General features: G+C 63.5%; 21 protein-coding genes. 9 read left to right on the top strand and 12 right to left on the bottom strand.

Annotation, left to right across the window (positions count from 1 at the left end; genetic code table 11):
* Positions 1–4: 4 nt before the first annotated feature.
* The 4 genes from thrC to ABHF91_RS04955 form a co-directional block, all read right to left on the bottom strand.
* Complete coding sequence (gene thrC, locus ABHF91_RS04970) at positions 5–1,282, bottom strand: threonine synthase (RefSeq protein ID WP_409422362.1); 1,278 nt, start codon at positions 1,280–1,282, stop codon at positions 5–7.
* Positions 1,279–2,235, bottom strand: a complete 957-nt coding sequence (gene thrB, locus ABHF91_RS04965; RefSeq protein WP_409422361.1) for a homoserine kinase — start codon at positions 2,233–2,235, stop codon at positions 1,279–1,281. The genes thrC and thrB overlap by 4 nt, the downstream gene beginning before the upstream one ends.
* 3 nt (positions 2,236–2,238) lie before the next feature.
* Positions 2,239–4,695: a bifunctional aspartate kinase/homoserine dehydrogenase I gene (gene thrA / locus ABHF91_RS04960; RefSeq protein ID WP_409422360.1), complete on the bottom strand. Its 2,457-nt coding sequence runs from the start codon at positions 4,693–4,695 to the stop codon at positions 2,239–2,241.
* A 214-nt stretch (positions 4,696–4,909) separates the two neighbouring features.
* Positions 4,910–5,605 carry a tRNA/rRNA methyltransferase gene (locus ABHF91_RS04955; protein ID WP_409422359.1) on the bottom strand — a complete coding sequence of 232 codons (696 nt, stop codon included), beginning with the start codon at positions 5,603–5,605 and terminating at the stop codon, positions 4,910–4,912.
* Positions 5,606–5,754: 149 nt separating this feature from the next.
* On the opposite strand from ABHF91_RS04955, the gene ABHF91_RS04950 reads away from it, so the two are divergent.
* The 6 genes from ABHF91_RS04950 to rfaH all read left to right on the top strand — a co-directional run bounded on the left by ABHF91_RS04950 (position 5,755) and on the right by rfaH (position 10,552).
* Positions 5,755–6,195 carry a hypothetical protein gene (locus ABHF91_RS04950; RefSeq protein WP_409422358.1) on the top strand — a complete coding sequence of 147 codons (441 nt, stop codon included), beginning with the start codon at positions 5,755–5,757 and terminating at the stop codon, positions 6,193–6,195.
* 294 nt (positions 6,196–6,489) lie between these two features.
* Complete coding sequence (gene arcA, locus ABHF91_RS04945; RefSeq protein WP_409422357.1) at positions 6,490–7,212, top strand: two-component system response regulator ArcA; 723 nt, start codon at positions 6,490–6,492, stop codon at positions 7,210–7,212.
* Between the two features lie 217 nt (positions 7,213–7,429).
* Positions 7,430–8,473 (top strand): methionine ABC transporter ATP-binding protein MetN, encoded by a 1,044-nt coding sequence (gene metN / locus ABHF91_RS04940; protein WP_409422356.1) that lies wholly within the window; start codon positions 7,430–7,432, stop codon positions 8,471–8,473.
* Positions 8,454–9,107: a methionine ABC transporter permease gene (locus ABHF91_RS04935; protein WP_409422355.1), complete on the top strand. Its 654-nt coding sequence runs from the start codon at positions 8,454–8,456 to the stop codon at positions 9,105–9,107. Before metN ends, ABHF91_RS04935 begins: the two co-directional genes overlap by 20 nt.
* A 38-nt stretch (positions 9,108–9,145) precedes the next feature.
* Positions 9,146–9,946, top strand: coding sequence for a methionine ABC transporter substrate-binding lipoprotein MetQ (gene metQ, locus ABHF91_RS04930; RefSeq protein ID WP_409422354.1), 801 nt, complete (start codon positions 9,146–9,148; stop codon positions 9,944–9,946).
* 105 nt (positions 9,947–10,051) lie between these two features.
* Positions 10,052–10,552: a transcription/translation regulatory transformer protein RfaH gene (rfaH, locus tag ABHF91_RS04925; protein WP_409422353.1), complete on the top strand. Its 501-nt coding sequence runs from the start codon at positions 10,052–10,054 to the stop codon at positions 10,550–10,552.
* Here rfaH and ABHF91_RS04920 read toward each other — a convergent pair.
* The 5 genes from ABHF91_RS04920 to ABHF91_RS04900 form a co-directional block, all read right to left on the bottom strand.
* Positions 10,549–11,706, bottom strand: a complete 1,158-nt coding sequence (locus tag ABHF91_RS04920; protein ID WP_409422352.1) for an inverse autotransporter beta domain-containing protein — start codon at positions 11,704–11,706, stop codon at positions 10,549–10,551. The two genes, rfaH and ABHF91_RS04920, sit on opposite strands and share 4 nt — an antisense overlap.
* Positions 11,707–11,718: 12 nt before the next feature.
* Positions 11,719–13,068, bottom strand: a complete 1,350-nt coding sequence (gene dgt / locus ABHF91_RS04915; protein ID WP_409422351.1) for a dGTPase — start codon at positions 13,066–13,068, stop codon at positions 11,719–11,721.
* Between the two features lie 3 nt (positions 13,069–13,071).
* Positions 13,072–15,387, bottom strand: coding sequence for an aerobic respiration two-component sensor histidine kinase ArcB (arcB, locus tag ABHF91_RS04910; protein ID WP_409422350.1), 2,316 nt, complete (start codon positions 15,385–15,387; stop codon positions 13,072–13,074).
* Positions 15,388–15,485: 98 nt separating this feature from the next.
* Positions 15,486–16,430 (bottom strand): TIGR01212 family radical SAM protein, encoded by a 945-nt coding sequence (locus ABHF91_RS04905; RefSeq protein WP_409422349.1) that lies wholly within the window; start codon positions 16,428–16,430, stop codon positions 15,486–15,488.
* A gap of 120 nt (positions 16,431–16,550) precedes the next feature.
* Positions 16,551–17,123 (bottom strand): flavodoxin family protein, encoded by a 573-nt coding sequence (locus tag ABHF91_RS04900; RefSeq protein ID WP_409422348.1) that lies wholly within the window; start codon positions 17,121–17,123, stop codon positions 16,551–16,553.
* A 169-nt stretch (positions 17,124–17,292) separates the two neighbouring features.
* On the opposite strand from ABHF91_RS04900, the gene ABHF91_RS04895 reads away from it, so the two are divergent.
* Positions 17,293–18,621 (top strand): IS4 family transposase, encoded by a 1,329-nt coding sequence (locus ABHF91_RS04895; RefSeq protein ID WP_409422347.1) that lies wholly within the window; start codon positions 17,293–17,295, stop codon positions 18,619–18,621.
* Between the two features lie 45 nt (positions 18,622–18,666).
* Here ABHF91_RS04895 and ABHF91_RS04890 read toward each other — a convergent pair whose 3' ends face one another.
* Complete coding sequence (locus ABHF91_RS04890) at positions 18,667–19,146, bottom strand: peptidylprolyl isomerase (protein ID WP_409422346.1); 480 nt, start codon at positions 19,144–19,146, stop codon at positions 18,667–18,669.
* A gap of 202 nt (positions 19,147–19,348) precedes the next feature.
* On the opposite strand from ABHF91_RS04890, the gene ABHF91_RS04885 reads away from it, so the two are divergent.
* On the top strand, positions 19,349–20,482 hold the full coding sequence (locus tag ABHF91_RS04885; RefSeq protein ID WP_409422345.1) for an acyl-homoserine-lactone synthase: 1,134 nt from the start codon (positions 19,349–19,351) through the stop codon (positions 20,480–20,482).
* A gap of 124 nt (positions 20,483–20,606) precedes the next feature.
* Complete coding sequence (locus ABHF91_RS04880; RefSeq protein ID WP_409422344.1) at positions 20,607–21,380, top strand: TIGR01458 family HAD-type hydrolase; 774 nt, start codon at positions 20,607–20,609, stop codon at positions 21,378–21,380.
* Here the strand turns inward: ABHF91_RS04880 and araC are convergent.
* Both araC and araH read right to left on the bottom strand, forming a co-directional pair.
* Complete coding sequence (araC, locus tag ABHF91_RS04875) at positions 21,377–22,288, bottom strand: arabinose operon transcriptional regulator AraC (protein WP_409422343.1); 912 nt, start codon at positions 22,286–22,288, stop codon at positions 21,377–21,379. The two genes, ABHF91_RS04880 and araC, sit on opposite strands and share 4 nt — an antisense overlap.
* A gap of 171 nt (positions 22,289–22,459) precedes the next feature.
* Complete coding sequence (gene araH / locus ABHF91_RS04870) at positions 22,460–23,470, bottom strand: L-arabinose ABC transporter permease AraH (protein WP_409422342.1); 1,011 nt, start codon at positions 23,468–23,470, stop codon at positions 22,460–22,462.
* Position 23,471: the final 1 nt, after the last annotated feature.

The raw sequence follows: 23,471 nt of genomic DNA, 5'->3' as shown, positions 1-23,471 counted from the left end.
TCACTTAGGCCTTTAGCAGATACTGGCGCATGGCGGCAAAGTCCACCGGCAGGTGGTCGGAGAGCAACGGCAGATCCGCGCGTTCGGCCAGCGGCGCCGGCAGTTCCAGCTTGAGATCCAGTATCCGCTCCACGCTCTCCTGGAACTTGGCCGGGTGCGCGGTACACAGAAAGACCCCCACCTCCTCGCCAGTCAGCTGCGCCTGCAGCACATCCCAGGCGATGGCGCCATGGGGCTCGCACAGATAGCCCTGGGCATACAAACGCCGCAAGGCGTCTTCGGTCTGCGCATCGTCACGGGCACCGTAGCCCAGCTCGGACAGAGACCAGCCCTTGACCTTGAACAGCTCTTCCACCCGCGGCCAGTTGTTGGGACGGCTGACATCCATGGCGTTGGACAGGGTAGCCACAGTGGTCTTGGGATCCCACTGACCGGCGGCCAGGTAGCGCGGCACCGTATCGTTGGCGTTGGTGGCCACCACGAAGCGCTTCACCGGCAGGCCCAGGGCCTTGGCTATGAGACCCGCAGTCAGGTTACCGAAGTTGCCGGACGGCACGGCGATCACCGCCTCGGCACGCTTCTCCAGCGGCAACTCGGCCACCGCCTCGAAGTAGTAGCACACCTGAGCCAGCAGCCGGCTGATGTTGATGGAGTTGGCGGAGTTGAGGCCGATGGCCGCCTTCAGCTCCTCGTCATCGAAGGCCTGCTTCACCAGGGCCTGGCAGTCATCAAAGGCGCCATCCACCGCCACGGTGCGGATGTTGCCGCCCAGGGTGCAGAACAGCTTCTCCTGCAACGGGCTGATCTTGCCCTTGGGATAGAGGATCACCACCTCGATGTTGGGCAGGCCATAGAAGGCGTGCGCCACCGCCGCCCCGGTATCGCCGGAGGTGGCGGTGAGTATGGTGATCTTCTCGCCTTGGCTGAAGGCGGTCAGGCACTGGGCCATGAAGCGGCCACCAAAGTCCTTGAAGGCCAGGGTCGGACCATGGAACAGCTCCAGGGCGTACTGGTTATCGCTCACCTTCACCAGGGGCGCCGGGAAGACGAAGGCGGTCTGCACCAGCTGGGCCAGCTGCGCCTTGGTCAGCTCATCGCCGATCAGGTGATGGAGGATCTCCACGGAGCGCTCGACGAAGGGCTTCTCCAGCAGGCCATGAATGTCGGCGAAGGGCTGGATCTGCTCGGGGAAGAAGAGCCCCTGGCCGCGTCCCAGACCCTGCTTCACCGCCTGGGCAAAGCTCACCTGCTCGGCATGGTCCTTGATGTTGTATAACTTCATAATCCTTGTCCTGTTACCTGGGTGCCTTGGGTGTCGATATGACAGACATGGCAGAAACCATCTTGATTCTGGATGAAGTTCTGCTCCATCCACTCCTTCATGCGCAGCGCCTGCTGCTTGTCGGTCATGGCCACGAACACAGTGGGGCCAGAGCCTGAGATGCCGGTGGCCAGGGCGCCGGAGAGTTCGGCGTGCTGACGAACCTGGGCAAAGCCCGGGATCAGCGCCTGGCGATAAGGCTCGGCGATCACGTCCTTGAGCACGGCGGCGGCCAGGGCCTCCTGACCACTGTGACTGGCATGGACGAAGGCGGCCAGGCGACGGCCGTAGGTCAGGCAGTCGCTGCGGCGGTATTGGGCCGGCAATATGGCGCGGGCCTCGGCGGTGCTGATGCTGATCCCCGGGTAGCAGACCACCCAGTACCAGTGCTCAAACGCGGGGATGGACTGGCTGATGATGCCGGCCTCCTCCACCATCAGCTGAATGCCACCCAGGTAGCAGGGCGCCACGTTGTCATAGTGCACGGAGCCGGAGATGCGGCCTTCCAACTCGCCCATCAGCAGCAGTTGCTCATCCTTGTCGAGGGCATAGTCGTGAAAGGCGTTCAGCGCCTCCAGGGCCGCCACTATGCTGGAGGCGCTGGAGCCCAGGCCGGAGCCGATGGGCAGGTTCTTCTCCAGCACCATGCGCAGCGGCTTGATGGTCAGGCCCTTCTTGCGCAGGGCCTCGCCATAGCCTTGATAGCAGGCAAAGACGATGTTCTTGTCCGCCTCGGGGGGCAGCTTGTGGGCGAACCGCCCCTGGCAGCCCAAGGAGAACGCCTGCTCAGAGGCGCTGACTTCTACCCGGTCACCCAGCAGGGTGCCATCGATGGGCGCCAGCGCGGCGCCCAGTACGTCAAAACCGACGCTTACGTTGCCGATTGAGGCGGGTGCGTATGCCACCACTGTCATGGCTTAAACCTCCTGCTTCCAGTTCAGAGTCCGCAGCAGATCGGCGAACACACCGGCAGCGGTTACTTCGGTGCCGGCCCCGTAGCCACGCAGCACCAGGGGGATCGGCTGATAATAGGTGGAGAAGAAGGCCAGGGCGTTTTCACCATCCTTCACCTTGTACAAGGGGTCGTTACCATCCACGGCCTTGATGGCCACCCGGCATTGGCCGTCTTCGATGGTGCCGACGTAGCGCAGTACCTTACCCTCTGCCTTGGCCTCGGCGCAACGGTCACGGAACCAGGCATCGGCCTCGGGCAGGCGCGCCAGGAAGGCTTCGGCGCTGCCGGAGGCATCGAAGCCCGGCGGCAGGGCCTGTTCCACCTGCACGTCGTCCAGATCCAGGGCCATGCCGGCTTCCCGGGCCAGGATCAGCAGCTTGCGCGCCACGTCCATGCCGTTGAGATCGTCCCGCGGATCCGGCTCGGTGAAGCCGTTGCCCTTGGCGATCAGGGTGGCTTCGGAGAAGCTCAAGCCCTCATCCAGCTTGCCGAAGATGAAGGAGAGAGAGCCGGAGAGGATGCCGGCAAACGCCTTCAACTTGTCGCCCGCCTTGATCAGGTTCTGCAGGTTCTCGATGACCGGCAGCCCGGCCCCCACGTTGGTCTCGTAGAGGAACTTGCGGCGGGTCAGCTGAGCGGTGCGGCGCAGCTCGCGATAGTAGGACAGGCTGCTGGTGTTGGCCTTCTTGTTGGGGGTGACCACGTGGAAGCCGGCCCCCAAGAAGTCGGCATACTGACCGGCCACCTCTTCATTGGAGGTACAGTCCACGATCACCGGGTTGATGAGGTGGCTGTCTTCCACCAGCTTGCGCACCGCCTCCAGGCTGAAGGCCTGCTGGGCCTGGCCCAGCTCATCGCGCCAGCTGGCCAAGTCGATGCCGTCCTTGTTCAGCAGCAGCTGACGGGAGTTGGCCAGGCCCACCACCCGCAGGCCGATGCCCTGCTCGGCCAGCACGGGTTGCTGACGATGGATCTGCTCCAGCAGAGCCCCACCGACACCGCCCAGGCCCACCAGTATGATATCGATGAACTGCTGGCTGCCGAAGATGTTCTGGTGGCAGGCCTTGATGCCCTCCGCCACCTTGTGCTTGGCCACCACGGCGGAGATGGAGCGCTCGCTGGAGCCCTGGGCGATGGCGACTATGTTGATGGCCGCCTGGGCCAGGGAGGTAAAGAAGCGGGCCGCGATCCCCTTCAGGGTACGCATGCCGTCCCCCACCAGGGAGAGAATGGCCAGGTCGTGGCGCATCTCGATGGGCTCCAGCATGCCGGCCTTCATCTCCAGGGCGAACTCCTGCTCCAGCGCCTTGCGTGCCTTCTCGGCGTCATAGGTATGGATACAGAAACTGATGCTGTATTCGGAGGAGGACTGGGTGATGAGCACCACTGAGACGCCGGCGCGGGAGACGGTGGTGAACAGGCGCCCGGCCAGTCCCACCATGCCCTTCATGCCCGGGCCGCTGACGTTGATCATGGAGATGCCCCCCAGATCCGAGATGCCCTTCACCGGGTACTCGTCATCCTGCTCGGGACCGATCAGGGTACCCTCCCCCTGGGGATGGAAGCTGTTCTTGATGAGGCAGGGGATATGGAAGCGGGCGATGGGGGCTATGGTTCTGGGGTGCAGCACCTTGGCACCAAAGTAGGAGAGCTCCATGGCCTCCTTGTAGGACATGCGCTTGAGCAGCACAGCATCCGGCACCAGGCGCGGATCGCAGCTGTAGACGCCGTCCACGTCGGTCCAGATCTCGCAGCATTCGGCATCCACACAGGCCGCCAGCACGGCGGCGGAGTAGTCGGAGCCGTTGCGGCCCAGCAACACCAGCTCACCCTGCTCGTTGCCGCCGGTGAAACCCGCCATCAGGTAGATGCAGTCCGGCTTGATGCCCTGCTCGGCGAAGCGGCCACGGGAGACATCGATGTTGACGTGGGATTCGAGGAAACCACCTTCGGCCAGCAGCATGCTCACCGGGTTGATCAGCTCCACATGATGACCGCGGGTCTTCAGCAACTGCTCCATGCAGGCGATGGAGAGGGCTTCACCGCGGCTCAGGATCTTGGCCTGAATATTATCCGGACACTGGCCCAGCAGCAGTATGCCATCCATCAGGCGCCGTACCTGGCCTAGCTCGTCGGCCAACCGACCCTTGAGCGCCCCGTCATCCAGGGCCGGATACTTGGCCTTGAGACCGTCGATCAGACGGGTGAAGATGCCTTCGATCTCGGCCAGGGTGCCGCTCGCATCCAGGCCCTGGCTGGTCTGCTCGGCCAGGGCCACCAGGTGATTGGTCACCTTGGCCGGCGCGGACAGTACCAGGGCCACCTGGGCCTGCTGCTGGGTGTTGACAACTATGTCGCCCACCCGCAAGAAACGCTCGGCATCCGCCAGCGAGGAGCCCCCAAACTTCAGAACACGCATACTACCTCTCCCTGTAACGAAAAGGCCCGTACCTGGCAGGGTACGGGCCTTTGAAATTTACTGAACCTACTGTCAGTGCATCAGCCCGCCCCGAAACCACCCAAGGTGGTGCCGGTAATAGTAATGGTGGTAGTGATGCGGGTACCAAAAGACAGCATGTTACAAAACCTGTGTGGATAAACGCGCTTAGCAATACCGGATGAGACCGGCCCTGTCAACTTTCCTGCCCCCTGAGGGCCCGCTCCAGGTCCTTACACAACAGATGTAAAAGGTTCAAATCCCGCTGCTTTAGCATAGGAACCCCTGACATCACCCACCGTGCCAGCTTTTCATCTGGCGAAATAGCCAGGTCACCAAATAATCCATGAATTCTTTGTTTGAGGGCGCGCACCTGGGTCTCGACCGGTATTTCCTCGCTGGGTGCCGCAGCAGGTAACTCAAGGCGGCTGAGCTCATAGGCATACAGCATGATGGCCTGCCCCAGGTTCAAAGAAGGGTAATCCACCTTGAGCGGCAAATAGCTCACCAGATCGGCCTGGGCCAACTGCTCGTTGGACAGCCCCGACTCCTCACAACCAAACAGGATGGCGACCCGCCGCAGATCCGGTTTGCCCTGCAATTGTTCCTTCAATTCGTCCGCCGTCAGATAGACCTGCTGCTGGCCGCGCCGCCGCGCCGTGGTGGCCACCACCAGATCCATGTCGGCCAGAGCGCTGGGCAAGTCCACAAAGTGTTCCGCCGTGGCCAGTATCTCCTGGGCACCGTGGGCCACCCAACCGGCCGCCGCCTCCTGATGCACCATACTGTTCACTATCCGCAGTCGGCTAAACCCCATGGTCTTCATGGCACGGGCCGCCGCCCCCACGTTCTCCGCCCGGGCCGGCGACATGAGTACAAAATAAATGTCCAAGAATACCTCCCTCTTTGCGGCCGACAATCTACCCTGCCGGCACACCAAGTGCCAGGGGCCCCCCCGCACAAATTTCGCGCAACTCCGCTTTACAGATGAGCGTCCTGTGTCATGCTTAGCCTCATTGGGGTCAGGACCGGAGGGGGAACATGGCAAAAATCGCACTGATTGCGCCGCTGTTGCTGGCTCTCGCCCCCTGGTCTCACGCCGCCGATCTGACAGGCAAGACCACGCTGGGTGAAACCTGGTATTGGACCGACGATCAGGAATACCTGGCGCCGCCCCCCACCGCCGCGCAAGAGGAGCCGCCAATCCAGACCCACTGGTTTTGGAATCGTAGCCGTGACCTCGATGCCCAGCACCTGACCTCGGGGCTGGAGGTCAAGCTGCCCTTCGGCCTGGCCATCAGCAGCAGCCTCCACCAACTGCAATCTGCCCCTTATCACCAGATCTTTTGGCAACTGGGTTCGGCCTACCGTTTCGCGCCGGACCTGCAGCTGCAAGCCCACTACCGCCTGCAATCCCCCAGCGGGCAACCCGGCAGCGAGCCACAACAACAGGTCGATCTGGGCATCCACTATCGCTTCTGAGTCCGCTTAACGCGCCGCCACCGAGATCGGGTTGATCAATATCAATCATCCACCTGAAAGTGTTATGGTTTTGTACCAAATGTATTGAGATGTTGTCGTCAGCTGATACATTTGCTGCCTTCCGTGCCCCACAATCATAACAGCTGAGCTTGACACGGCATGCCTCACGTGACTCCCATCTGAGTTTGTACCTTGCATGCCCTTGCCGCGCTATTCTGATTGCCTCACGAGCCAAAGCGGGCTAAAAAAGCATTAACATTTGCACAACATAATTATTCGTTATTGGGTAACGCCATGCACACAGCGCAGATTTTGATCGTCGAAGATGAACTGGTCACCCGCAACACCCTAAAAAGCATCTTTGAGGCCGAAGGGTATCAGGTGCAAGAAGCCAACAATGGCGAAGAGATGCATGAAGCTCTGAAGGATCACCCCATCGATCTGGTGATCATGGACATCAACCTGCCGGGCAAGAACGGCCTGCTGCTGGCCAGGGAGATCCGCGAGCGCGGCGAGATGGCCTTGATGTTCCTGACCGGCCGCGATAACGAGGTGGACAAGATCCTCGGCCTGGAGATCGGCGCCGATGACTACATCACCAAGCCGTTCAACCCCAGGGAGCTGACCATACGTGCCCGCAACCTGCTGGGCCGCACCATGCGCTCCGATCTGGTCAACCAGGACGGGGCCCAGGTGGATCAGTATCGCTTCAATGGCTGGGTGCTGGACATCAACAGCCGCGCCCTGGTCAACCCGGATGGCGAGACCATACGGCTGCCCCGCTCCGAGTTCCGCGCCATGCTGCACTTTTGCGAGAACCCGGGCCAGATCCAGACCCGTGCCGACCTGCTGATGAAGATGACGGGCCGCGAACTCAAGCCCCACGATCGCACCGTGGACGTCACCATACGGCGCATCCGCAAGCATTTCGAATCCTTTACCGAGACCCCCGAGATCATCGCCACCATTCACGGCGAAGGCTACCGTTTCTGCGGCACCCTGGATCCGGCGGCATAATCCCGATCACCATAGACAAGGCGCCTAATGGCGCCTTCTTTATTTGTCAGCACGGCAGAACAAGCCGTTTAGCCGTCCAGACATAAAAAAGTCCATTGACACCCAGGCGTGATCTTCTTAGCATCTTCACCCAATAACTTCGCCATAATTTAGCGACTATCGCTGTGACTCTTGGCATCTACTGGCCACTTATCGGCCATACATCGGAACTAACCCTATGATAAGACTGAATGCCGTCGCCAAGACCTATGGTGAAGGCGCCTCGGCCGTCCAGGCGCTCAAGCCGGTGGATCTGCAGGTGCGCCAGGGGGAGATCTTTGGTGTCATCGGTGCCTCCGGCGCCGGCAAGAGCACTCTGATCCGCTGCGTCAACCTGCTGGAACGCCCCACTCAGGGCAGCGTGGTGGTGGACGGTGTCACCCTGACCGAGCTGGGTGAACGGGAACTGTCCCTGGCGCGCCGCAAGATCGGCATGATCTTTCAGCACTTCAACCTGCTCTCCTCCCGCACTGTGTTCCAGAACGTGGCCCTGCCCCTGGAGCTGGCGGGGCAAAGCCAGGCGCAGATCCGCACCCGGGTGAACGAGCTGCTCAAGCTGGTGGGGCTGGAGGGCCGCGCCCACGCCTACCCCGCCGAGCTGTCTGGCGGCCAGAAGCAACGGGTGGCCATCGCCCGGGCCCTGGCGCCGGAACCCAAGGTATTGCTGTGCGACGAGGCCACCTCGGCCCTGGATCCCCAGACCACCCAGTCCATCCTGGCCCTGCTCAAGGAGATCAACCAGCGCCTGGGGCTGACCATACTGCTCATCACCCACGAGATGGAGGTGGTCAAGAACATCTGTGACAAGGTGGCCATCATCAGCAACGGTGAGCTGATCGAGCAGGGCGAAGTGGCCTGGTTCTTCAGCCATGCCCAGACTGAGCTGGCCCAGGAGTTTATTCGCTCCACCATTCACCTGCCGATCCCGGCAGAATACCAGCGTCGCCTGTCCGCCGAGGCCAGTCCGGACAGCCGGCCGCTGCTGCGTCTGGGCTTCACCGGCCAGACCGTGGATGCCCCGCTCATCTCCCAGGTGAGCCGCCAATTTGCCGTGGATGTCAGCATCCTCAGCGCCGACATAGAGTACGCCGGCGGCGTCAAGTTCGGCTTCCTGCTGGCTGAGCTGCAGGGGCAGCCGGCCCAGACCGAACAGGCCATCGCCTATTTCCGCGAACATCACATTCAAGTGGAGGTGCTGGGCCATGTCCGCAGCCATGATTAACCTGCTCTGGCAATCCCTGGGCGAGACCCTCTACATGGTGTTTGGCTCGGCGGCCTTCAGCACCCTGCTGGGCTTGCCCCTGGGGGTGGCGCTACACATCACCAAGCCCCGTCAGGTGCTGGCCCGTCCGCAACTGAGTCGTCTGCTGGGCATAGTGGTCAACCTGGGCCGCTCCGTGCCCTTCATCATACTGCTGGTGGCCATCATCCCCCTGACCCGCCTCATCACGGGCACCAGTATCGGCACCACGGCAGCCATAGTGCCCCTGACGGTGGCGGCCGTGCCCTTTGTCGCCCGTCTGGTGGAAGGCGCCCTGATGGAGGTGCCCGCCGGTCTGGTGGAAGCCGCCCAGGCCATGGGCGCCCTGCCTCGGCAGATCATCACCAAGGTGCTGTTGCCCGAGGCCCTGCCGGGCATCATCAACAGCATCACCATCACGCTAGTCACCCTGGTCAACTATTCGGCCATGGCCGGCGCCATCGGCGGCGGTGGCCTGGGGGATGTGGGCATCCGTTACGGCTACCAGCGCTTCGATCCCAGCATCATGCTGATCACTGTGCTCATCCTGGTAGCCCTGGTACAACTGATCCAGAGCCTGGGCGAATACCTGGTCAAACGGGTCGATCACCGCTAACACTGTAAGGGCCTACGCCCGCCTCTCAAGGAGTCATCATGGCAATATCATTCAAATCCACCGCCGTCGTTCTGCTGGGCACCCTGTTGCTGGGCGGTTGCGGTGAGCAAAAGGCGGATAACCACATCAAGGTGGGCGCCATCGCCGGGGCCGAAGCCCAGGTCGTGGAAGTGGCCAAGCAAGTGGCCAAGGAGAAGTTTGGCCTGGAGGTCGAGATCGTCCCCTTCAGCGACTATGTCACCCCCAACGTGGCGCTGAACGATGGCAGCATCGACGTCAACGCCTTCCAGCACAAGCCCTACCTGGACACCCAGATCAAGGATCGGGGCTTCAAGCTGGTGGCCGTCGGTAACACCTTCGTCTATCCCATCGCCGGCTACTCCAAGAAGATCAAGTCCCTGGCCGAGCTGCCCGACGGCGCTCAGGTCGCCGTGCCGAACGACCCCACCAACCTGGGCCGCTCCCTGCTGCTGCTGCAGAAGCAGGGCCTGCTGAAGCTCAAGGACAACGTGGGTCTCAACGGTACCGTGCTGGATATCGTGGACAACCCCAAGCAACTGAAGATCGTCGAGCTGGAAGCGGCGCAGCTGCCCCGTTCCCTGGAAGACGTGGATCTGGCCATCATCAACAACACCTACGCCTCCCAGGTGGACCTGCAGGCCAACCGTGACGGCCTGTTCGTGGAAGACAAGGACTCCCCCTACGTCAACCTGATCGTGGCCCGTGAAGACAATCAGAACGACGAGAAGGTCAAGCAGTTCGTCCAGGCCTACCAGAGCGAAGAGGTCTATCAGGCGGCCTACAAGCTGTTCAACGGCGGCCTGGTGAAAGGCTGGTAAAACTGTCAGCTGGATCCCGGCAACAGCGCAAGGCCACGGCAATCGTGGCCTTTTTTATGCCCGGCAGTTAGACTCGATCCGGAAAGAGCAACACGGGATAAAAAAATGCGTACCTGGTATCTGGCCTATTGCAAGAGCAAAGAAGAAGAGCGCGCCAGACTGCACCTGCGTAACCAGGGGGTGGACAGCTACTACCCTCAGGTCCAGGTGGAAAAGTTGGTAAGAGGACAGGTCCGCCAAGTCAGTGAACCCATGTTCCCCTGCTACCTGTTCGTGCATGTGGATCTGGAGGAGTTTTCCGCCAGCCGACTGCGCTCCACCCGCGGCCTGCGCCGCATCATCACCTATGGGGAGCAGTGGCAGAAGGTCCCCCAACCCCTGGTCATCGATCTGATGCGCCACGAGGACAATGACGAGGCGCGGGAGCTGCTTAACCAGCTGCCGCGGCAGGGGGAGACAGTCACCATCCAGGACGGCCCCTTCAGCGGCCTGCAGGCCATCTATCAGGAGCCGGACGGCGAGCGGCGCTCCATCTTGCTGTTGCAGCTGCTCAACCAGCCGGTTTGCCAGAGTTTCTGCAACCTCAGCTTTCGCCGCCAGGCCTAACGCTGCACCGCTATGATGCTCTGCCGCCAGAAGGGGCGGCAGAGCTCCTGCTCCACCTTGGGCCGGCTGAACTCGAACAACTCCTGCCAATTGCCATTGAGGGGTAGACTCACCCCCAGCTGCCACTGCTGATGAAACATCCCCTTGCTGTTGCGCTCCTGTTGCCAGCTCAGGGTCAGGCTGTCCATGGGGGTGTAGGTGAAACCGTATTGGGTGGCGGCGGCGGCATTGTGGCCATCGCCACTGCCAAACAGCGACAGGCGCCGTCCCTGCCAACTGTAATAGCGGGCCGTCAGGCCCAATTGCGGATAGAAGGGCAGGCGACCGCTCAGTCGCCACTCCTGCCCGGAGGCGGGGCGCTCCCAGCGCTGGGTCTGATCGACCCAGTGGCCCGGCCCCAGGGGCGCATAGCGGTTCACCACCAGCCCCAGATCCCCCAGCTGCCAGGCAGTGCCCAGGCTGAGCCGCCGGTGTTCCGACTCCAGCTGATAATCCAGGCTGCCGTTGAGCCGCCACAGGGCGGTGCCTTGCTCCCAGGGCTGCCAGGTCACCCCCAGGTTGCTGGCGAGCCGCTCACGCTCGTAATGCAGGCCATACTCGGGCCACCAGCTGCGCCAGCGGATGCTGGGATCCACCCCCTCCAGGCTAAATTTCGGTAGGGCACCAAACAGCGGCAACTGATAGTCCCCTTGCAGATAGGTCAGCGACGGCGCCTCCTGGGGCACCCAGAATTGCAGCAGCTCGCTCATGTAGCCATCCATCAACTTGACGCTGGCGGTCTTGGCCTTCTGCTGATCGGGATCCAAGACGAAGCCGCGCTTGTAGGCGTAGCGACTGTTCTTTTGCATCTGTGTGCGGGTGGCAGGGCGTTGCCGGGGCGGCGGGCGCTGAGCCTGCAGCACCACGGCATCGCTCGGCGCGCGGGCGCGCACCGGCAGCCAGACCAGATCGCCGGGACGCAGGGCGCGCTGCCCCAACTCGGCATTGTAATGTTGCCGTAGCTGCAGTGGGCCCAGCCCGACACCGCGGGCCAGACTGGCCCAGGTTTCACCGGCCACCACCTGGTGGGGCCGCAGACGTTCACCGCTCAAGGGGCTGGCCAGCAGGCTCACACTGAAGCCGCACAGCAGCAGGGCCCCCCATAGTCGTTTCATCACAGGCCTCCGCTAGATACCTCGCAGCAGCCGGTACTCCTCCAGCACGTAGGTATCTGTCATGCCGCTGACAAAATCCATGATCAGCCGCACCCGATAATACCACTCCCGCTCGGCCGGCAGGGCAAAGTCCGGCGCCGTCTCGACCAACGCCCGGCAATAGGCCGCCAGGTGGCGTGGCGGTAACCTGTGGTACAGCCGCAAGGCCAGGGGATGGGCCGACTGCCCCCCCAGCGCCAGGGCGGCAAAATCGGCCGCCGGCATGGCCAGCAGGCAGGCGTAGTGATCCAGCACGCCTCCGATGGCGGCATGGCCCTGCAACTCCAGCGCCTCCACCTCCCGCTGGCTGAACACCTGCTCCCGCGCCACCTGTTTGAGCCGCGCCAATACCCTGGCGGCGGGTGAATCCCTGAGCAGGCCGGCCACCGCCTCCCCCGCCAGCAGGCGAGACTGCTGCTGCACGAAGCCCTCGCTGGCCAGGGCCACCAGCTCCTCGGTCAGCCGGCGGCGAAACGCCGGGAAGAAGCCTTCCGGCGCCTGCTCGGCGGCGGTGAGCAGGGTGATCAGATAGGGTTCGCATTCGCCATCCCGCAGGTGCGCCAGCAGCCGGGCCTGGCTCAGCAGCCGCCGGTCCACCGCATCCTCCAGATCGGCGATGCAGTAGGAGATATCATCGGCCAGCTCCATCAGGTAGACCAGGGGATGGCGCACCCCGTCACTCAGTCCCAGGGCCTGTTGCAGGCGCGCCATCAGGGGCGCCTCGCTGTAGAAGTAACCGGCCTTGCTGCCCTCCCCGGCGGGATAGGGATATTTGATCAGCGCCGCCAGCTGGCTGTAGGTGAGATCCAGCTGCTGCAGGCTGTGTACCAGCCGCAGGCTCTGGGCGTTGCCGTCAAAGGCCAGCAGATCGGCCCGCAAGGCAGGCCATTGGGTGGAGGGAGGCGTCGGCAACGCCTGGCGGGCCAGCTCGTCCAGATGACTGACCAGCCAGTGACGGCACACCGCCTCGCCGAAGTGGCCGAAGGGCGGGTTGCCCACGTCGTGGAGCAGGCAGGCCATCTCCAGCAGATCCTGCAGCGGCGTGGCCAAGGGCTGCATCCAGGCCTGGCGGTCGACGATGGCCCGCAGCAGCTGGCGCCCGGCCTGCTGCACCTCCAAGGAGTGGGTGAGGCGGCTGCGCACCGAGGCCTTGACGTCCAGGGCGAAGACCTGGGTCTTCTGCTGCAGGCGGCGCACCGGCGAGCTTTGCACGATGCGCGCCCTATCCCGCTCGGTGGCCACCCAGAGAGTCTCCTCGGCGGCGCCGCTGTCCCGTCGCGCCTGGATCAGGCGGCCATAGGCCGCAAGCAGGGACGAACTCATGGCCTACTCCTTAAGCCAGTGCTGCAGCTCGGCCAGATCCTTGGGCGCGGTGCGTTTGATGCTGTCGATCCAGTCACCTATGTTCTCCCACCAGGCCGGCAGATCCGGGCTCTGGGCCTGCTGGGCCAGCTCAAATAGCCGTTTGAGGCCAATGGCCCCGGCGGCACTCTTGAGCTTGTGGGCCTCGCTGACGATGCCCTTCTGATCCTTGGCGGTGAGGTTGGTGGCCAAGTGGGCCAGATAGTCCGGCAGCATCTGTTCGAACAGGGTCACCGCCTGGCCCAGCACCGGCTTGCCCACCATCTGGGCATATTCGTCGAGGAAGACCAGATCCAGCACCTTCTCCCGTCTGCTCAGCGGCAAGGGGGGCGGCGGCAGGGATTCCACCGGTTTGCGGGAGATAAACAGGCCGTTCAGGGTCTCCGCCAGATTGCTCACCGACATGGGTTTGCCAATCACATCGCAGATGCCGTGCTCGGCGTAGACCGCCTTGTCCCGCACCAGGTTGGCGGTCAAGGCCACCATGGGGGGCAGCTGCTTGCGATCATGGCGGCGCAGCAGCTCATCGGCGATATCAAAGCCGGTCATGTCCGGCAGTTGGATATCCAGCAACAGAAGATCGAACGCCTTGGGCTGGAACAGGGCCAGGGCCTCGGCACCGGTGCGGGCCGCCACCGTCTCGTGACCGAACTTGTGCAGCAGGGCGGTGGCCACGGTGATGTTGAGCTCCACGTCCTCCACCAGCAGTATCTTCAGGGGGGGCACCTCGCCACTCTCTTCCAACTCCAGGGGCGGCTCGGTGAGCAGGGGCAAGTCCAGCTCCAGCCAGAAGCAGGTCCCCTGCCCCAGCTCGCTCTCCACCCCGATCTCGCCCCCCATGGCCAGCACCAACTGGCGGGTCACCGCCAGGCCGATGCCGGAGCCGGTGGCATGCTTGTCGCCGTTGAGCTGATAGTACATGGCGAAGATGTTCTCCAGCTCGCTGGCCGGGATGCCGATGCCGGTGTCCTCCACCTCGATGCGCACCTTGAGGTGCTCGTTCTGGGGCGGCTGGAACAGGATGCGCAAGGTGATGCCCCCCTGCTCGGTGAACTTGATGGCGTTGCCCGCCAGGTTCCATAGGATCTGCCGCAGCCGGGTGCCGTCGGCGTTGACCCGCTCAGGGATCTCGCCATCCACGTCGAAGTGCAGGTAGAGCCCCTTCTGCTCGGCCATCAGCCGGGTCAGGCTCTCGATGTCCTGCAGGAACATGGACAAGTCCAGGGGGGCCGGGGCGATCTCCAGGCGATGCCGGTCCAGCTTGTCCAGGTCGATGATGTCGTTGAAGATGTTGCCCAGGGTGACGGCGCTCAGGTGAATGGTGTTCAGGTGCTGACGCTGCAGCGGGTTCAGCTCGGTGTCCAGCAGGATGCGACTCAAACCCACCACGCCGTTGAGGGGGGTGCGCAGCTCGTGGCTGATGGTGGAGATGAAGCTGGTCTTGTCGCGGCTGGCCGTCTCCAGTTGCTCCTGATAGGCCTTGTGCTCCGTGATGTCCCGGCCGAAGCCCAGCAGCCCCAGATGATGGCCCTTCTCGTCGTAGAAGGGCAGCTTGTGAATTTCGAAGCAGGCCTTGCGGCCGTTGGGAAAATTGAGCCACTGCTCGTAGGTCACCGCCTCCTTCTTCTCCAGCACCTGACGGTCGGTCTCCACCACCTTCTCCGCCACCGGCCTGGGATAGATCTGATGGGGCAGCATGCCGATGAGCTGGGCCTCAGACAGGCCCACCAGCTGCTCCATGGCGCGGTTGCAGCCGGAGAAGCGGCCGTGCTCGTTACGGTAATAGACCAGGTCCGGCGAGTTATCGATGAAGGAGCGCCACAGGGCGCCGCGGGACTGCAGCTCGCGCTGGGCCGCCTCCCGGCGCAACACCTCCGCCTCCAGCTCCTCCATGGCCCGCTCCTGGGCGATCTCGGCCCGTCGGGTCTCGTCCATCTGCTGGTGCAGCTGGCTGATGTTGAGCTGCAGCTGTTCGTTGAGCGCCTTGTCCCGATCCCGCATCTCCTGCAGCTTGTTGACCATGTCCTTCAACCGCTGTCGGGAGTCTTCCAGTTCATCCACCACGGCGGTGAGAAAGTAGGCGGCCCAGGGGGTCACCAGCAGGCCGAAGAAGATGGATCGCACCAGATCCACAAACTCCACCGTGCCCCGCAACAGCAGGGTCACCCCCACCTGGATCATCACCGCCAACAGGATGACAAAGGACGCCAACAGCAGGCTGAAACGGATGATGCCCAACCGGGTGAGACCATTAACGTAATACTGCGCCCAGGTTTTCATGCTCGGATCTCGACAATAGCGACAGGCTTGGCAAAGCGGACATGATAGCAGGCCGCCTGGCCCCTGACTGTGGTGTTATCGCAAAAGCCGATGCTGGATCAAGCTTGACGGCGGGGAACTGGAGTAAAGACAAACGGACGGTCCAGGGCGCTGCCTTGTGGGCCCAGGCGGGACAGCGCCCGGCTGATGGCCACCATGGCGCTCCAGCGGTTCTCGCACCAGGCCGGCGCCAGCAGGGTGGGGGCGCGAGCGGCCGCCGAGACCCTGTGATAGACCACCTCTGGCGGGGTATGGCGGATCATGGCGCAGGCGGCATCCACATAGTCTGCCTCGGTCAGCACCGGCAGGCGCCCGGCCTGCCAGGCCTTGGCCAGGGTGCTGCCGGCCACCACGTGCAGCGGGTGCAGCTTGATGCCCTGGGTGCCGGTGCTCACCACCTGTTGGAGGGTCGCCAGGCTGTCCATGGCCTGCTCGCCGGGCAGGCCGACGATGAGGTGGGTGCAGATCTTGAGGCCACGGGCCCGGGCCCGCAGCACGGCGCTCTCGTAGGCCCGGTAGTCGTGGCCCCGGTTGATGCGGTGCAAGGTGGCATCGTTGGCGCTCTGCAGCCCCAGCTCCAGCCAGATCTCAAAGCCCTGGGCCTGGTAGCCGGCCAACAGATCCAGCACCGCATCCGGCACGCAGTCGGGCCGGGTGCCGACACACAGCCCCACCATGTCCGCCGCCCCCAGGGCCTCCTCATACATCTGTTTGAGGTAGGCCACCTCGGCATAGGTGCTGGTGTAGGCCTGGAAATAGGCCAGGTAGCGGCGGGCGCGGTCGGCCTCCTTGGCGCGGGCCTGCAGCTGCTGGGCGATGGGCAGCACCTGGGCGGACTCATCCACGAAGGAGGCCACGTTGCAGAAGGTGCAGCCGCCGCGCCCCAGGGTGCCATCCCGGTTGGGGCAGGTGAAGGCGCCGTGCAAGGAGAGCTTGTGGATCTTCTCGCCATAGCGCCGCTGCAGATCCTGTCCCAGCATGTTCACCTGTTGATGCAGTTCCATAGGCCCTCCGTTTTTGCAGGCGGGCATTCTAGTCACTCGGGCCACGACCGGGCATGATCCAGCGCAGGCCGGACAAGAAAAAGCCCGCCAGAGGGCGGGCCCGTGTCTTTCGCGCTGGCATCACCCCAGCCGCTTGGCCTGTTGGGCCACCCGGGCCCCCAGCAGCTTGGCGGTGGCCAGATCGCCGGGCAGCGGCCCCTCGTCGGGCCCCACATCCGACGGGCTCTGGGCCATGGCGCCGCAGAAGCTGCCCAGCCAGTTGGGATCGTTGCGACCGGACGATTGACGGTTGGCCGGCAGCAGCCCCAGCCCCACCCACAGCATGCCGTGCTGCATGGCCAGGGTGAACAGATAGTGCAGGGTGGAGAGCTTGTCGCCGTTCATGCTGGCGGAGTTGGTGAAGCCCGCCGCCAGCTTGTCCTTCCACTGCTCGCCGAACCAGGGCTTGCTGGAGGCATCGGCAAACTTCTTGAATTGCCAGGAGACGGAGCCCATGTAGGTGGGCGAGCCGAAGATGATGGCCTTCGCCTGCCCCAGCGCCTGCCACTGATCATCGGACAGATCCCCCTCGGGGCTGATCTTCATCACCTCCACCTGCACCCCTTCCTCCCCCCGGGCGCCCTCGGCCACCGCCTTGGCCTGCTGCTCGGTATGGCCGTAGCCACTGTGATACACCACCACCAGCTTGATCATGCTCGTCACTCCTGTCTGGATTGAGACACCTTCCAGAGTGTAGTCACGCCGCTGCCGGCCGGGCATGAAAAAGGGGGCCCAAGGCCTAATGCCGATCAGTTAAGGATCCATTGACCGATCCTCAGGCTGTGTAAAAATCCGAAACTCCTTGTTGGGTTTCGGATTTTTTATGCGCATCGACCAAGCTCTCGACTTCATTCACGCCTGTCCTCCCGGAAAATTTGAGTCCCTGTCTGACCTGCTGTCACCTGAACTGGTGGAGGCCTGCCTGGCCGAGACAGGCTCGGTCTCCCTGCGTCGACGGCGCATGCCCATGGAGCGGGTGTTGTGGGCCATTATCGGTATGTCCCTGTTTCGTCACGTCCCCATGACCCAATTGGCCAACCAGCTCGATATCCTGTTACCCGGCGACCGGCCATTCGTCGTTCCCAGTGCCTTCATCCAAGCGCGCCAAAAACTGGCTGACCAAGCCGTTCAACAGGTGTTCCAGCAGACCGCCACACTCTGGCATCAGCAGTGTCAGCACCCCACCTGGGCCGGCTTGCAGCTGCTGGCCGTCGATGGGGTGGTCTGGCGCACCCCCGATACCCAGGACAATGCCGGTGCCTTTGCCAAGTCGAAAACCGGCCAGGGCGAGACGCAGTATCCCCAGGTACGCATGCTGTGTCAGATGGAGCTGACCAGTCACCTGCTGACTCAGACCGTGATGGACTCCTGTGCGGTGAACGAGATGGTGCTGGCAGAGCAACTCATTGAAAAAACACCCGATAACAGCCTGACCCTGTTCGATAAGGGCTTCTACTCACTGGGATTGCTACACGCCTGGCAATGCCAGGGCGTGGCGCGTCACTGGCTTATTCCGCTGAAGAAGGGCACGCAATACGAGGTCATCCGCAAGCTGGGGCGGCAGGATGCGCTGGTACGGCTCACCGCCAGTCCGCAGGCTAAGAAGAAGTGGAGCGAGTTACCGGAGCAGCTCGAAGCCCGGCTGCTGACCCGGACGGTGAATGGCAAGGAGCGCCAGGTGCTGACGTCGCTCACCGACCCGATGCGCTTCCCGGCCAGCGAGTTGATGGAGCTATACCAGAATCGCTGGGAAATCGAGCTGGGCTATCGGGAGATGAAACAGAGCCTGCAACAGCACAGGCTGACGCTGCGCAGCAAGAAACCCGATGGAGTAAGGCAGGAGCTATGGGGCTTGGTATTGGCCTATAACCTGCTGAGATATCAGATGGTTAGAATGGCGGCGAGCTTAAAAGGCTATACGGCCAGCCAGCTGAGCTTTCACATGGCATCGGTGTATCTGCTGCATGAGCTCAGTTGCCTGCCGTTCGTATCACCGGGGAATATTCCAGCCCGCGTCGCCGACATGGACAAACAGGCGGAGCAGTTCAAGTTACCTGCCCGCCGAGAACGAAGTTATCCCAGGTGTGTCAAAGCCAAACCACAGAAGTATGCGACGAGAAAACCTAGTAAAAACAATGCCAGTCAGGCTTAACTGACTGGCATTAGGGCCCAAGGCCCCCCGGATACGGCCGTTCACTCAGTGATGATGGCCATGTTCGCCATGCACGTGACCGTGGGCCTTCTCCTCGTCGCTGGCGGCCCGCACGTCCTGGATCTCCACCTCGAAACGCACCGTCATGCCGGCGAAGGGATGGTTGCCATCCAGCTTCACCTTGTCCTCGCTCAGCTCCAGCACCCGGAACAGCAGGGTGTGGCCGCTCTGGGGATCCTGGGCCTGGAACACCATGCCCTCGGCCACCTCGGCCGGGAACAGGCTCTTGGGCTCCTCCCGCACCAGGGCCTCGTCATATTCACCAAAAGAGTCCGCCGGCAGCAGGGTCACCGCCACCTGATCACCCGCCTGCTTGCCCAGCATGGCCGCCTCCAGCTTGGGGGGCATGTTGCCATAGCCACCGTGCAGGTAGGCCAGGGGTTCACGGGTCTGATCCAACAGTTGATCCTCGGCGTCGAACAGCCGGTATTGAAGGGTCACGACCATGTCTTGGGAGATCTGCATAAGGGGCTCCAGTCTAGTGGATGAAAATGCCGCGCCAGCCAGTAACCCGACGCAAGAGCGCTGAGCATAACACGCGTCGCAAGCGGGTGGGGCGCGAATTGGCTCACACTTCCGCCCCTGCCGCTGTCGGTCAGTCGCCCCTGTTCTACCTTAAAGGAGGATATCAATCGGTTTCGAACGCAGACATGCGATGGGGGTAGGAATGCAATGGCGCTGGGCAGAGGACACAGACACCCTGGAGCAGATCTACCGGCTACGCTACCGGGTCTTCTGCCTGGAGAAAGGCTGGTTCAATGCCGAGGAGTTTCCCAGCCGGCTGGAGCAGGATGCCTACGACGAGTACGCCAGCCACCTGGTGGCCCAGGATGAGGACGGTGAGCTGCTGGGCTGCGTGCGCCTGGTGAGCGAGCGGCGCTGTCCCCTGGGCCTGCCCATCACCAGCCATCCCCACATGGCGGGTCAGCTGCCCGGCGGCTGTGCCGAGGTGTCCCGGCTGGCCCTGCTGCCCCGGGCCCGGGATGGCCGGCTGCTGCGCCAGCTGGTGCAACAGCTGGAACAATACGCCCGCCGCCAGGGCATACAGCGGCTGTTGATGTTGCTGCCGGATCGCCTGCAGCGCCGCCTGCGCCGCTGCGGCCTGCCCCTGTGCAGCCTGGGGGAATATGGCTATTTCCAAGGTCAGCTGACCCAGCCCTGCCAGCTGCTCATCACAGAGCGCCGTCAGCCCCTGTGTCCGACCTTCGTCCAGACCAAGCCCACGACCCTGAGCCAACGCCGCCCCCATCTGCTGCTCATCGCCGATGAGTGGGCGCCAGCCCTGGTGGCCCAGGCGGTGGCCGCCGGATACCGGCAGCTGATCCTGCTGCACGGTCCCGACATGCCCCCCCTGCCGCCCCTGGCCGGTCCGCTGCAGCTCACCTGCCTGCCCGGCCCCTTCAGCGCCCCCCTGCTCAAGGCCGCCCTGCGGCAGGTGGATCGCCTGATCCTGGCCCTGCCGCCCCAGCATCCGGCCTGGCGCCTGGCGGCCGGTCAGGCCCAGCGGCTGGGGCTCCCCGCCCTGCTGCCCCTGGTGCAACCCGATGGGGCCCTGTGTTACTACCTGCCGGAAGGCGCAGACCGCCAGCGCCTGCCCAACCCGCCCCATCCCCTCTGCCCGCCACCGGCCTGGATGAGCCTGCTGGCCATTGAACTGGCCATCGAGGCCAGCTGCCGGCTGGATCGGGGCCTGCCGGTGCCCCCGGCCCCGGCCTGTGCCCGCCTGCGCCTGGAGCACAGCTGGAGTGCCGAGCCGGCCCCCGGCAGCCCCTGGCCCGCCATGATCCAGCCCAGCGCCTGAATGAGCCCAACGCCTGCCAGCGAGAGCCCAGACCGGCCAACGGGTTGCATTTTTCCGCGTCTGGCCGGATAACAAGTGAAGGGGCCGCCGACCGGCGGCCGCCCTGCCCATCGAGGAGGCGTCCATGGTCAAAGGCCTGTTGCTGGATCTGGATGGCGTACTGCATACCGGCGACCAACCGCTGCCGGGGGCCCAGACAACCCTGGCCTGGCTCCAGGCCCAGGACATCCCCCACCTGTTTGTCACCAACACCTCCACCCAGAGTCTCGCCGGTCTGAGCCAACGCCTGCAGGCCATGGGCCTGGCCATCGCCCCCGAGCAGATCTTCTGTGCCCCCCAGGCCGCCGCCCACTGGCTCAGGCAGCAGGGGCTGACCCGGATCTGGCCCCTGGTCAGCCCCCAGGTACAGGGTGATCTGGCGGACTTCACCTTGGATGAACAGACACCCGAGGCGCTACTGATCGGTGATATCGGCCCGGTGTGGGACTACGCCCTGCTCAATCGCGCCTTCGCCTGCCTGCAGCAAGGGGCGCGCCTGGTGGCCATCCACAAGAATCGCAGCTGGCAGACGCCCCAGGGGCTGATGCTGGATATCGGCGCCTTCGTCGCCGCCCTGGAATATGCGGTGCCCTGTGAGGCTGTGGTGATCGGCAAGCCCAATCCGGACTTCTTCGCCGCGGCCCTGGCCAGGTTGCAGCTGCCGGCCGGCGAGGTGGCCATGGTGGGGGATGACATCTTCTCGGACATAGACGGCGCCCAGCAAAGCGGCCTGACCGGCATACTGGTGCGCACCGGCAAGTACCGCCCCCAGACACTGGCCGACAGCGGCATCCGGCCGGATGTCAGCCTCCCTGACATAGGAGCCCTGCCCGCCTGGTGGGCCGGCAAGGCGGGTTAGAGCAGGCTGCTGCTCTTGCGGTATTCGCTGGGGCTCACCCCCACCCGCTTCTTGAACACCCGGGAGAAGTAGAGCTGATCGTCATAGCCAATCTGCTGGGCGATGACGGCGATGGGCAGCAGTGTGGTGTGCAGCAGCTGCTTGGCCCGGATGATCCGCTGATCCTCCCGCCAGCGCACTATGCTCACCCCCATCTGCTCACGGAACAGGTGGGCCAGCCGTGAAGGCGATAGGAACACCCGCTCCGCCAACCCCTCGATGCTGATCTCCTCCCCCAGGGCGCTGCTCATGATCTGGCAGGCCTCCAGCACCCTGTGATCCATGGGGACCCGCTCCGCCAGGGAGCTGAGTTCGAAGCAGCGGATCAGCAGCTGTTCCAGCTGATTCATGGCCAGCTGTTCGGACATGGGCCGCACCTGCTTGTGGGTCAACTCTATGGTCTGGAACAGCTGGTCGAACTCTTCGAAACAGGCGGGATCGCCCAGGCTCAGCCGCCCCACCTGCTGCACCTCGTCCGGCCACCTGAGCCAGTCGGCCCAGTAGGCCCGGGGACGGAAGTAGACCCAGCGGTGATACCAGTTGTCGCTGCTCTCGGCGCGGCCGTAATAGTGCACCGCATCCGGTGGAAACAGCAGCAGATCCCCCGGCTTGACCGTGAAGGCGTGGGGGCCGTAAAACACCCGCCCCTCCCCCTGCACCGTCAGGTTGATGATGTAGCCCTTCATGCCGCTGGGCCGGTCGATCATGAAATCCAGCACGCCCCCCTTCTCGATCGGCGTCAGCCCGGATACCAAGAACACATCAAAGGCATAACCAGGCAGCAGGGGGTTGAGCTGTTTGGGTTGTTCCTTCTTCAGGTTGGTCATAACGGAGAACAGGGTCTGAGTAAAAAAGTCGGTCTGGGCCATTGTATGCAACCACGCTGAATACGTTTTCTTTTCTCGCACAAAATCGCTTCGATTCGGTGAATGGGATCACAATAGTCCTCCGACCAGCGCCGGCGGCACCGTCGTCCCGCCCCCCTTTCACCGAAAAAAATGGCCAGCGCCGCGGCTGGCCAAAGCTCCCAGGTTTCCGCATCAGACCCGCGCCTTGCGCACCTGCTTGTAGCGGTCAAACAGCACGGCGGCCAGCAGTATGATGCCCCGCACCACGTACTGGGCGAACGGCGATATGTTCAGCAGGTTCATGGCGTTCTCCATCAGCCCCAGGATCAGCACCCCGGCGATGACATAGGAGATCTTGCCGATGCCCCCCTTCATGGAGACCCCGCCCAGCACGCAGGAGGAGATGACGATGAGCTCGAAGCCGATGGAGGTCATGGGCTGGCCGGAGGTCATCCGCGAGGCCAGGATCACCCCCGCCAGGGCGGCGATGGCGCCGGTCATGGTGAAGATGATGATCTTGGTGGCCACCACGTTGACCCCCGCAAGGCGGGCCGCCTCCTCGTTGCCACCGATGGACAGGGTGTTGCGCCCGAAGGTGGTCTTGTTCAGCAGCAGGCCGAACAGGATGAAGCACACCAGCGTGATCCACACCGGGGTGGGGATGCCGAAGAAGGCGGAGTTGCCCAGGTCGAAGAAGCTCTCCTCGACGATGCCCACCGCCTTGCCGTCGGAGATGATGTAGCCCATGCCCCGGGCGATCTGCATGGTGGCCAGGGTGGTGATGAGGGCGTTGATCTTGAACTTGGCCACCACGAAGCCGTTGATGAAGCCAAAGGCGACCCCCACGGCCACCCCGGAGAGGATCCCCAGGGTCACGCTCTCGGTCTGGTTGATGGCCACGGCGCACACCACGCCGGAGCAGGCGACGATGGAGCCGACGGACATGTCGAACTCGCCGGCGGCCAGGCAGAACAGCATGCCGCAGGCCACCATGCCGGACAGGGAGACCGCCAGGCCCAGGCCGCGCATGTTGATCAGGCTGGCGAAGTTGTTGATGGTCAGGGCGGCCAGGGCAAACAGGATGGCGAAGATCACCAGCATGCCGTATTGATCCCAGATCCGCGTCAGGGAGGAGACGGCGCTGCCGGCGGCCGCCACCGGGGCGCTCGCTTGCGCCTGAGTCACTACAGTGGATTGTGTCATG

It is taken from the genome of Pseudaeromonas aegiceratis (assembly GCF_046254905.1).
Lineage (GTDB): Bacteria > Pseudomonadota > Gammaproteobacteria > Enterobacterales > Aeromonadaceae > Pseudaeromonas > Pseudaeromonas aegiceratis.
The sequence above is the reverse complement of the archived record's forward strand: the minus strand, read 5'-3'. Positions and strand labels throughout refer to the sequence as shown.

Coding starts and splice junctions, on each gene's coding strand:
- metN (WP_409422356.1), top strand. CDS start 7,430: ATGATAAGACTGAATGCCGTCGCCAAGACCTATGGTGAAGGCGCCTCG.
- thrC (WP_409422362.1), bottom strand. CDS start 1,282: ATGAAGTTATACAACATCAAGGACCATGCCGAGCAGGTGAGCTTTGCC.
- ABHF91_RS04890 (WP_409422346.1), bottom strand. CDS start 19,146: ATGCAGATCTCCCAAGACATGGTCGTGACCCTTCAATACCGGCTGTTC.
- ABHF91_RS04935 (WP_409422355.1), top strand. CDS start 8,454: ATGTCCGCAGCCATGATTAACCTGCTCTGGCAATCCCTGGGCGAGACC.
- ABHF91_RS04905 (WP_409422349.1), bottom strand. CDS start 16,430: ATGGAACTGCATCAACAGGTGAACATGCTGGGACAGGATCTGCAGCGG.
- ABHF91_RS04880 (WP_409422344.1), top strand. CDS start 20,607: ATGGTCAAAGGCCTGTTGCTGGATCTGGATGGCGTACTGCATACCGGC.
- ABHF91_RS04950 (WP_409422358.1), top strand. CDS start 5,755: ATGGCAAAAATCGCACTGATTGCGCCGCTGTTGCTGGCTCTCGCCCCC.
- thrB (WP_409422361.1), bottom strand. CDS start 2,235: ATGACAGTGGTGGCATACGCACCCGCCTCAATCGGCAACGTAAGCGTC.
- ABHF91_RS04895 (WP_409422347.1), top strand. CDS start 17,293: ATGCGCATCGACCAAGCTCTCGACTTCATTCACGCCTGTCCTCCCGGA.
- ABHF91_RS04900 (WP_409422348.1), bottom strand. CDS start 17,123: ATGATCAAGCTGGTGGTGGTGTATCACAGTGGCTACGGCCATACCGAG.
- ABHF91_RS04920 (WP_409422352.1), bottom strand. CDS start 11,706: ATGAAACGACTATGGGGGGCCCTGCTGCTGTGCGGCTTCAGTGTGAGC.
- dgt (WP_409422351.1), bottom strand. CDS start 13,068: ATGAGTTCGTCCCTGCTTGCGGCCTATGGCCGCCTGATCCAGGCGCGA.
- ABHF91_RS04885 (WP_409422345.1), top strand. CDS start 19,349: ATGCAATGGCGCTGGGCAGAGGACACAGACACCCTGGAGCAGATCTAC.
- thrA (WP_409422360.1), bottom strand. CDS start 4,695: ATGCGTGTTCTGAAGTTTGGGGGCTCCTCGCTGGCGGATGCCGAGCGT.
- araC (WP_409422343.1), bottom strand. CDS start 22,288: ATGGCCCAGACCGACTTTTTTACTCAGACCCTGTTCTCCGTTATGACC.
- rfaH (WP_409422353.1), top strand. CDS start 10,052: ATGCGTACCTGGTATCTGGCCTATTGCAAGAGCAAAGAAGAAGAGCGC.
- metQ (WP_409422354.1), top strand. CDS start 9,146: ATGGCAATATCATTCAAATCCACCGCCGTCGTTCTGCTGGGCACCCTG.
- arcB (WP_409422350.1), bottom strand. CDS start 15,387: ATGAAAACCTGGGCGCAGTATTACGTTAATGGTCTCACCCGGTTGGGC.
- arcA (WP_409422357.1), top strand. CDS start 6,490: ATGCACACAGCGCAGATTTTGATCGTCGAAGATGAACTGGTCACCCGC.
- araH (WP_409422342.1), bottom strand. CDS start 23,470: ATGACACAATCCACTGTAGTGACTCAGGCGCAAGCGAGCGCCCCGGTG.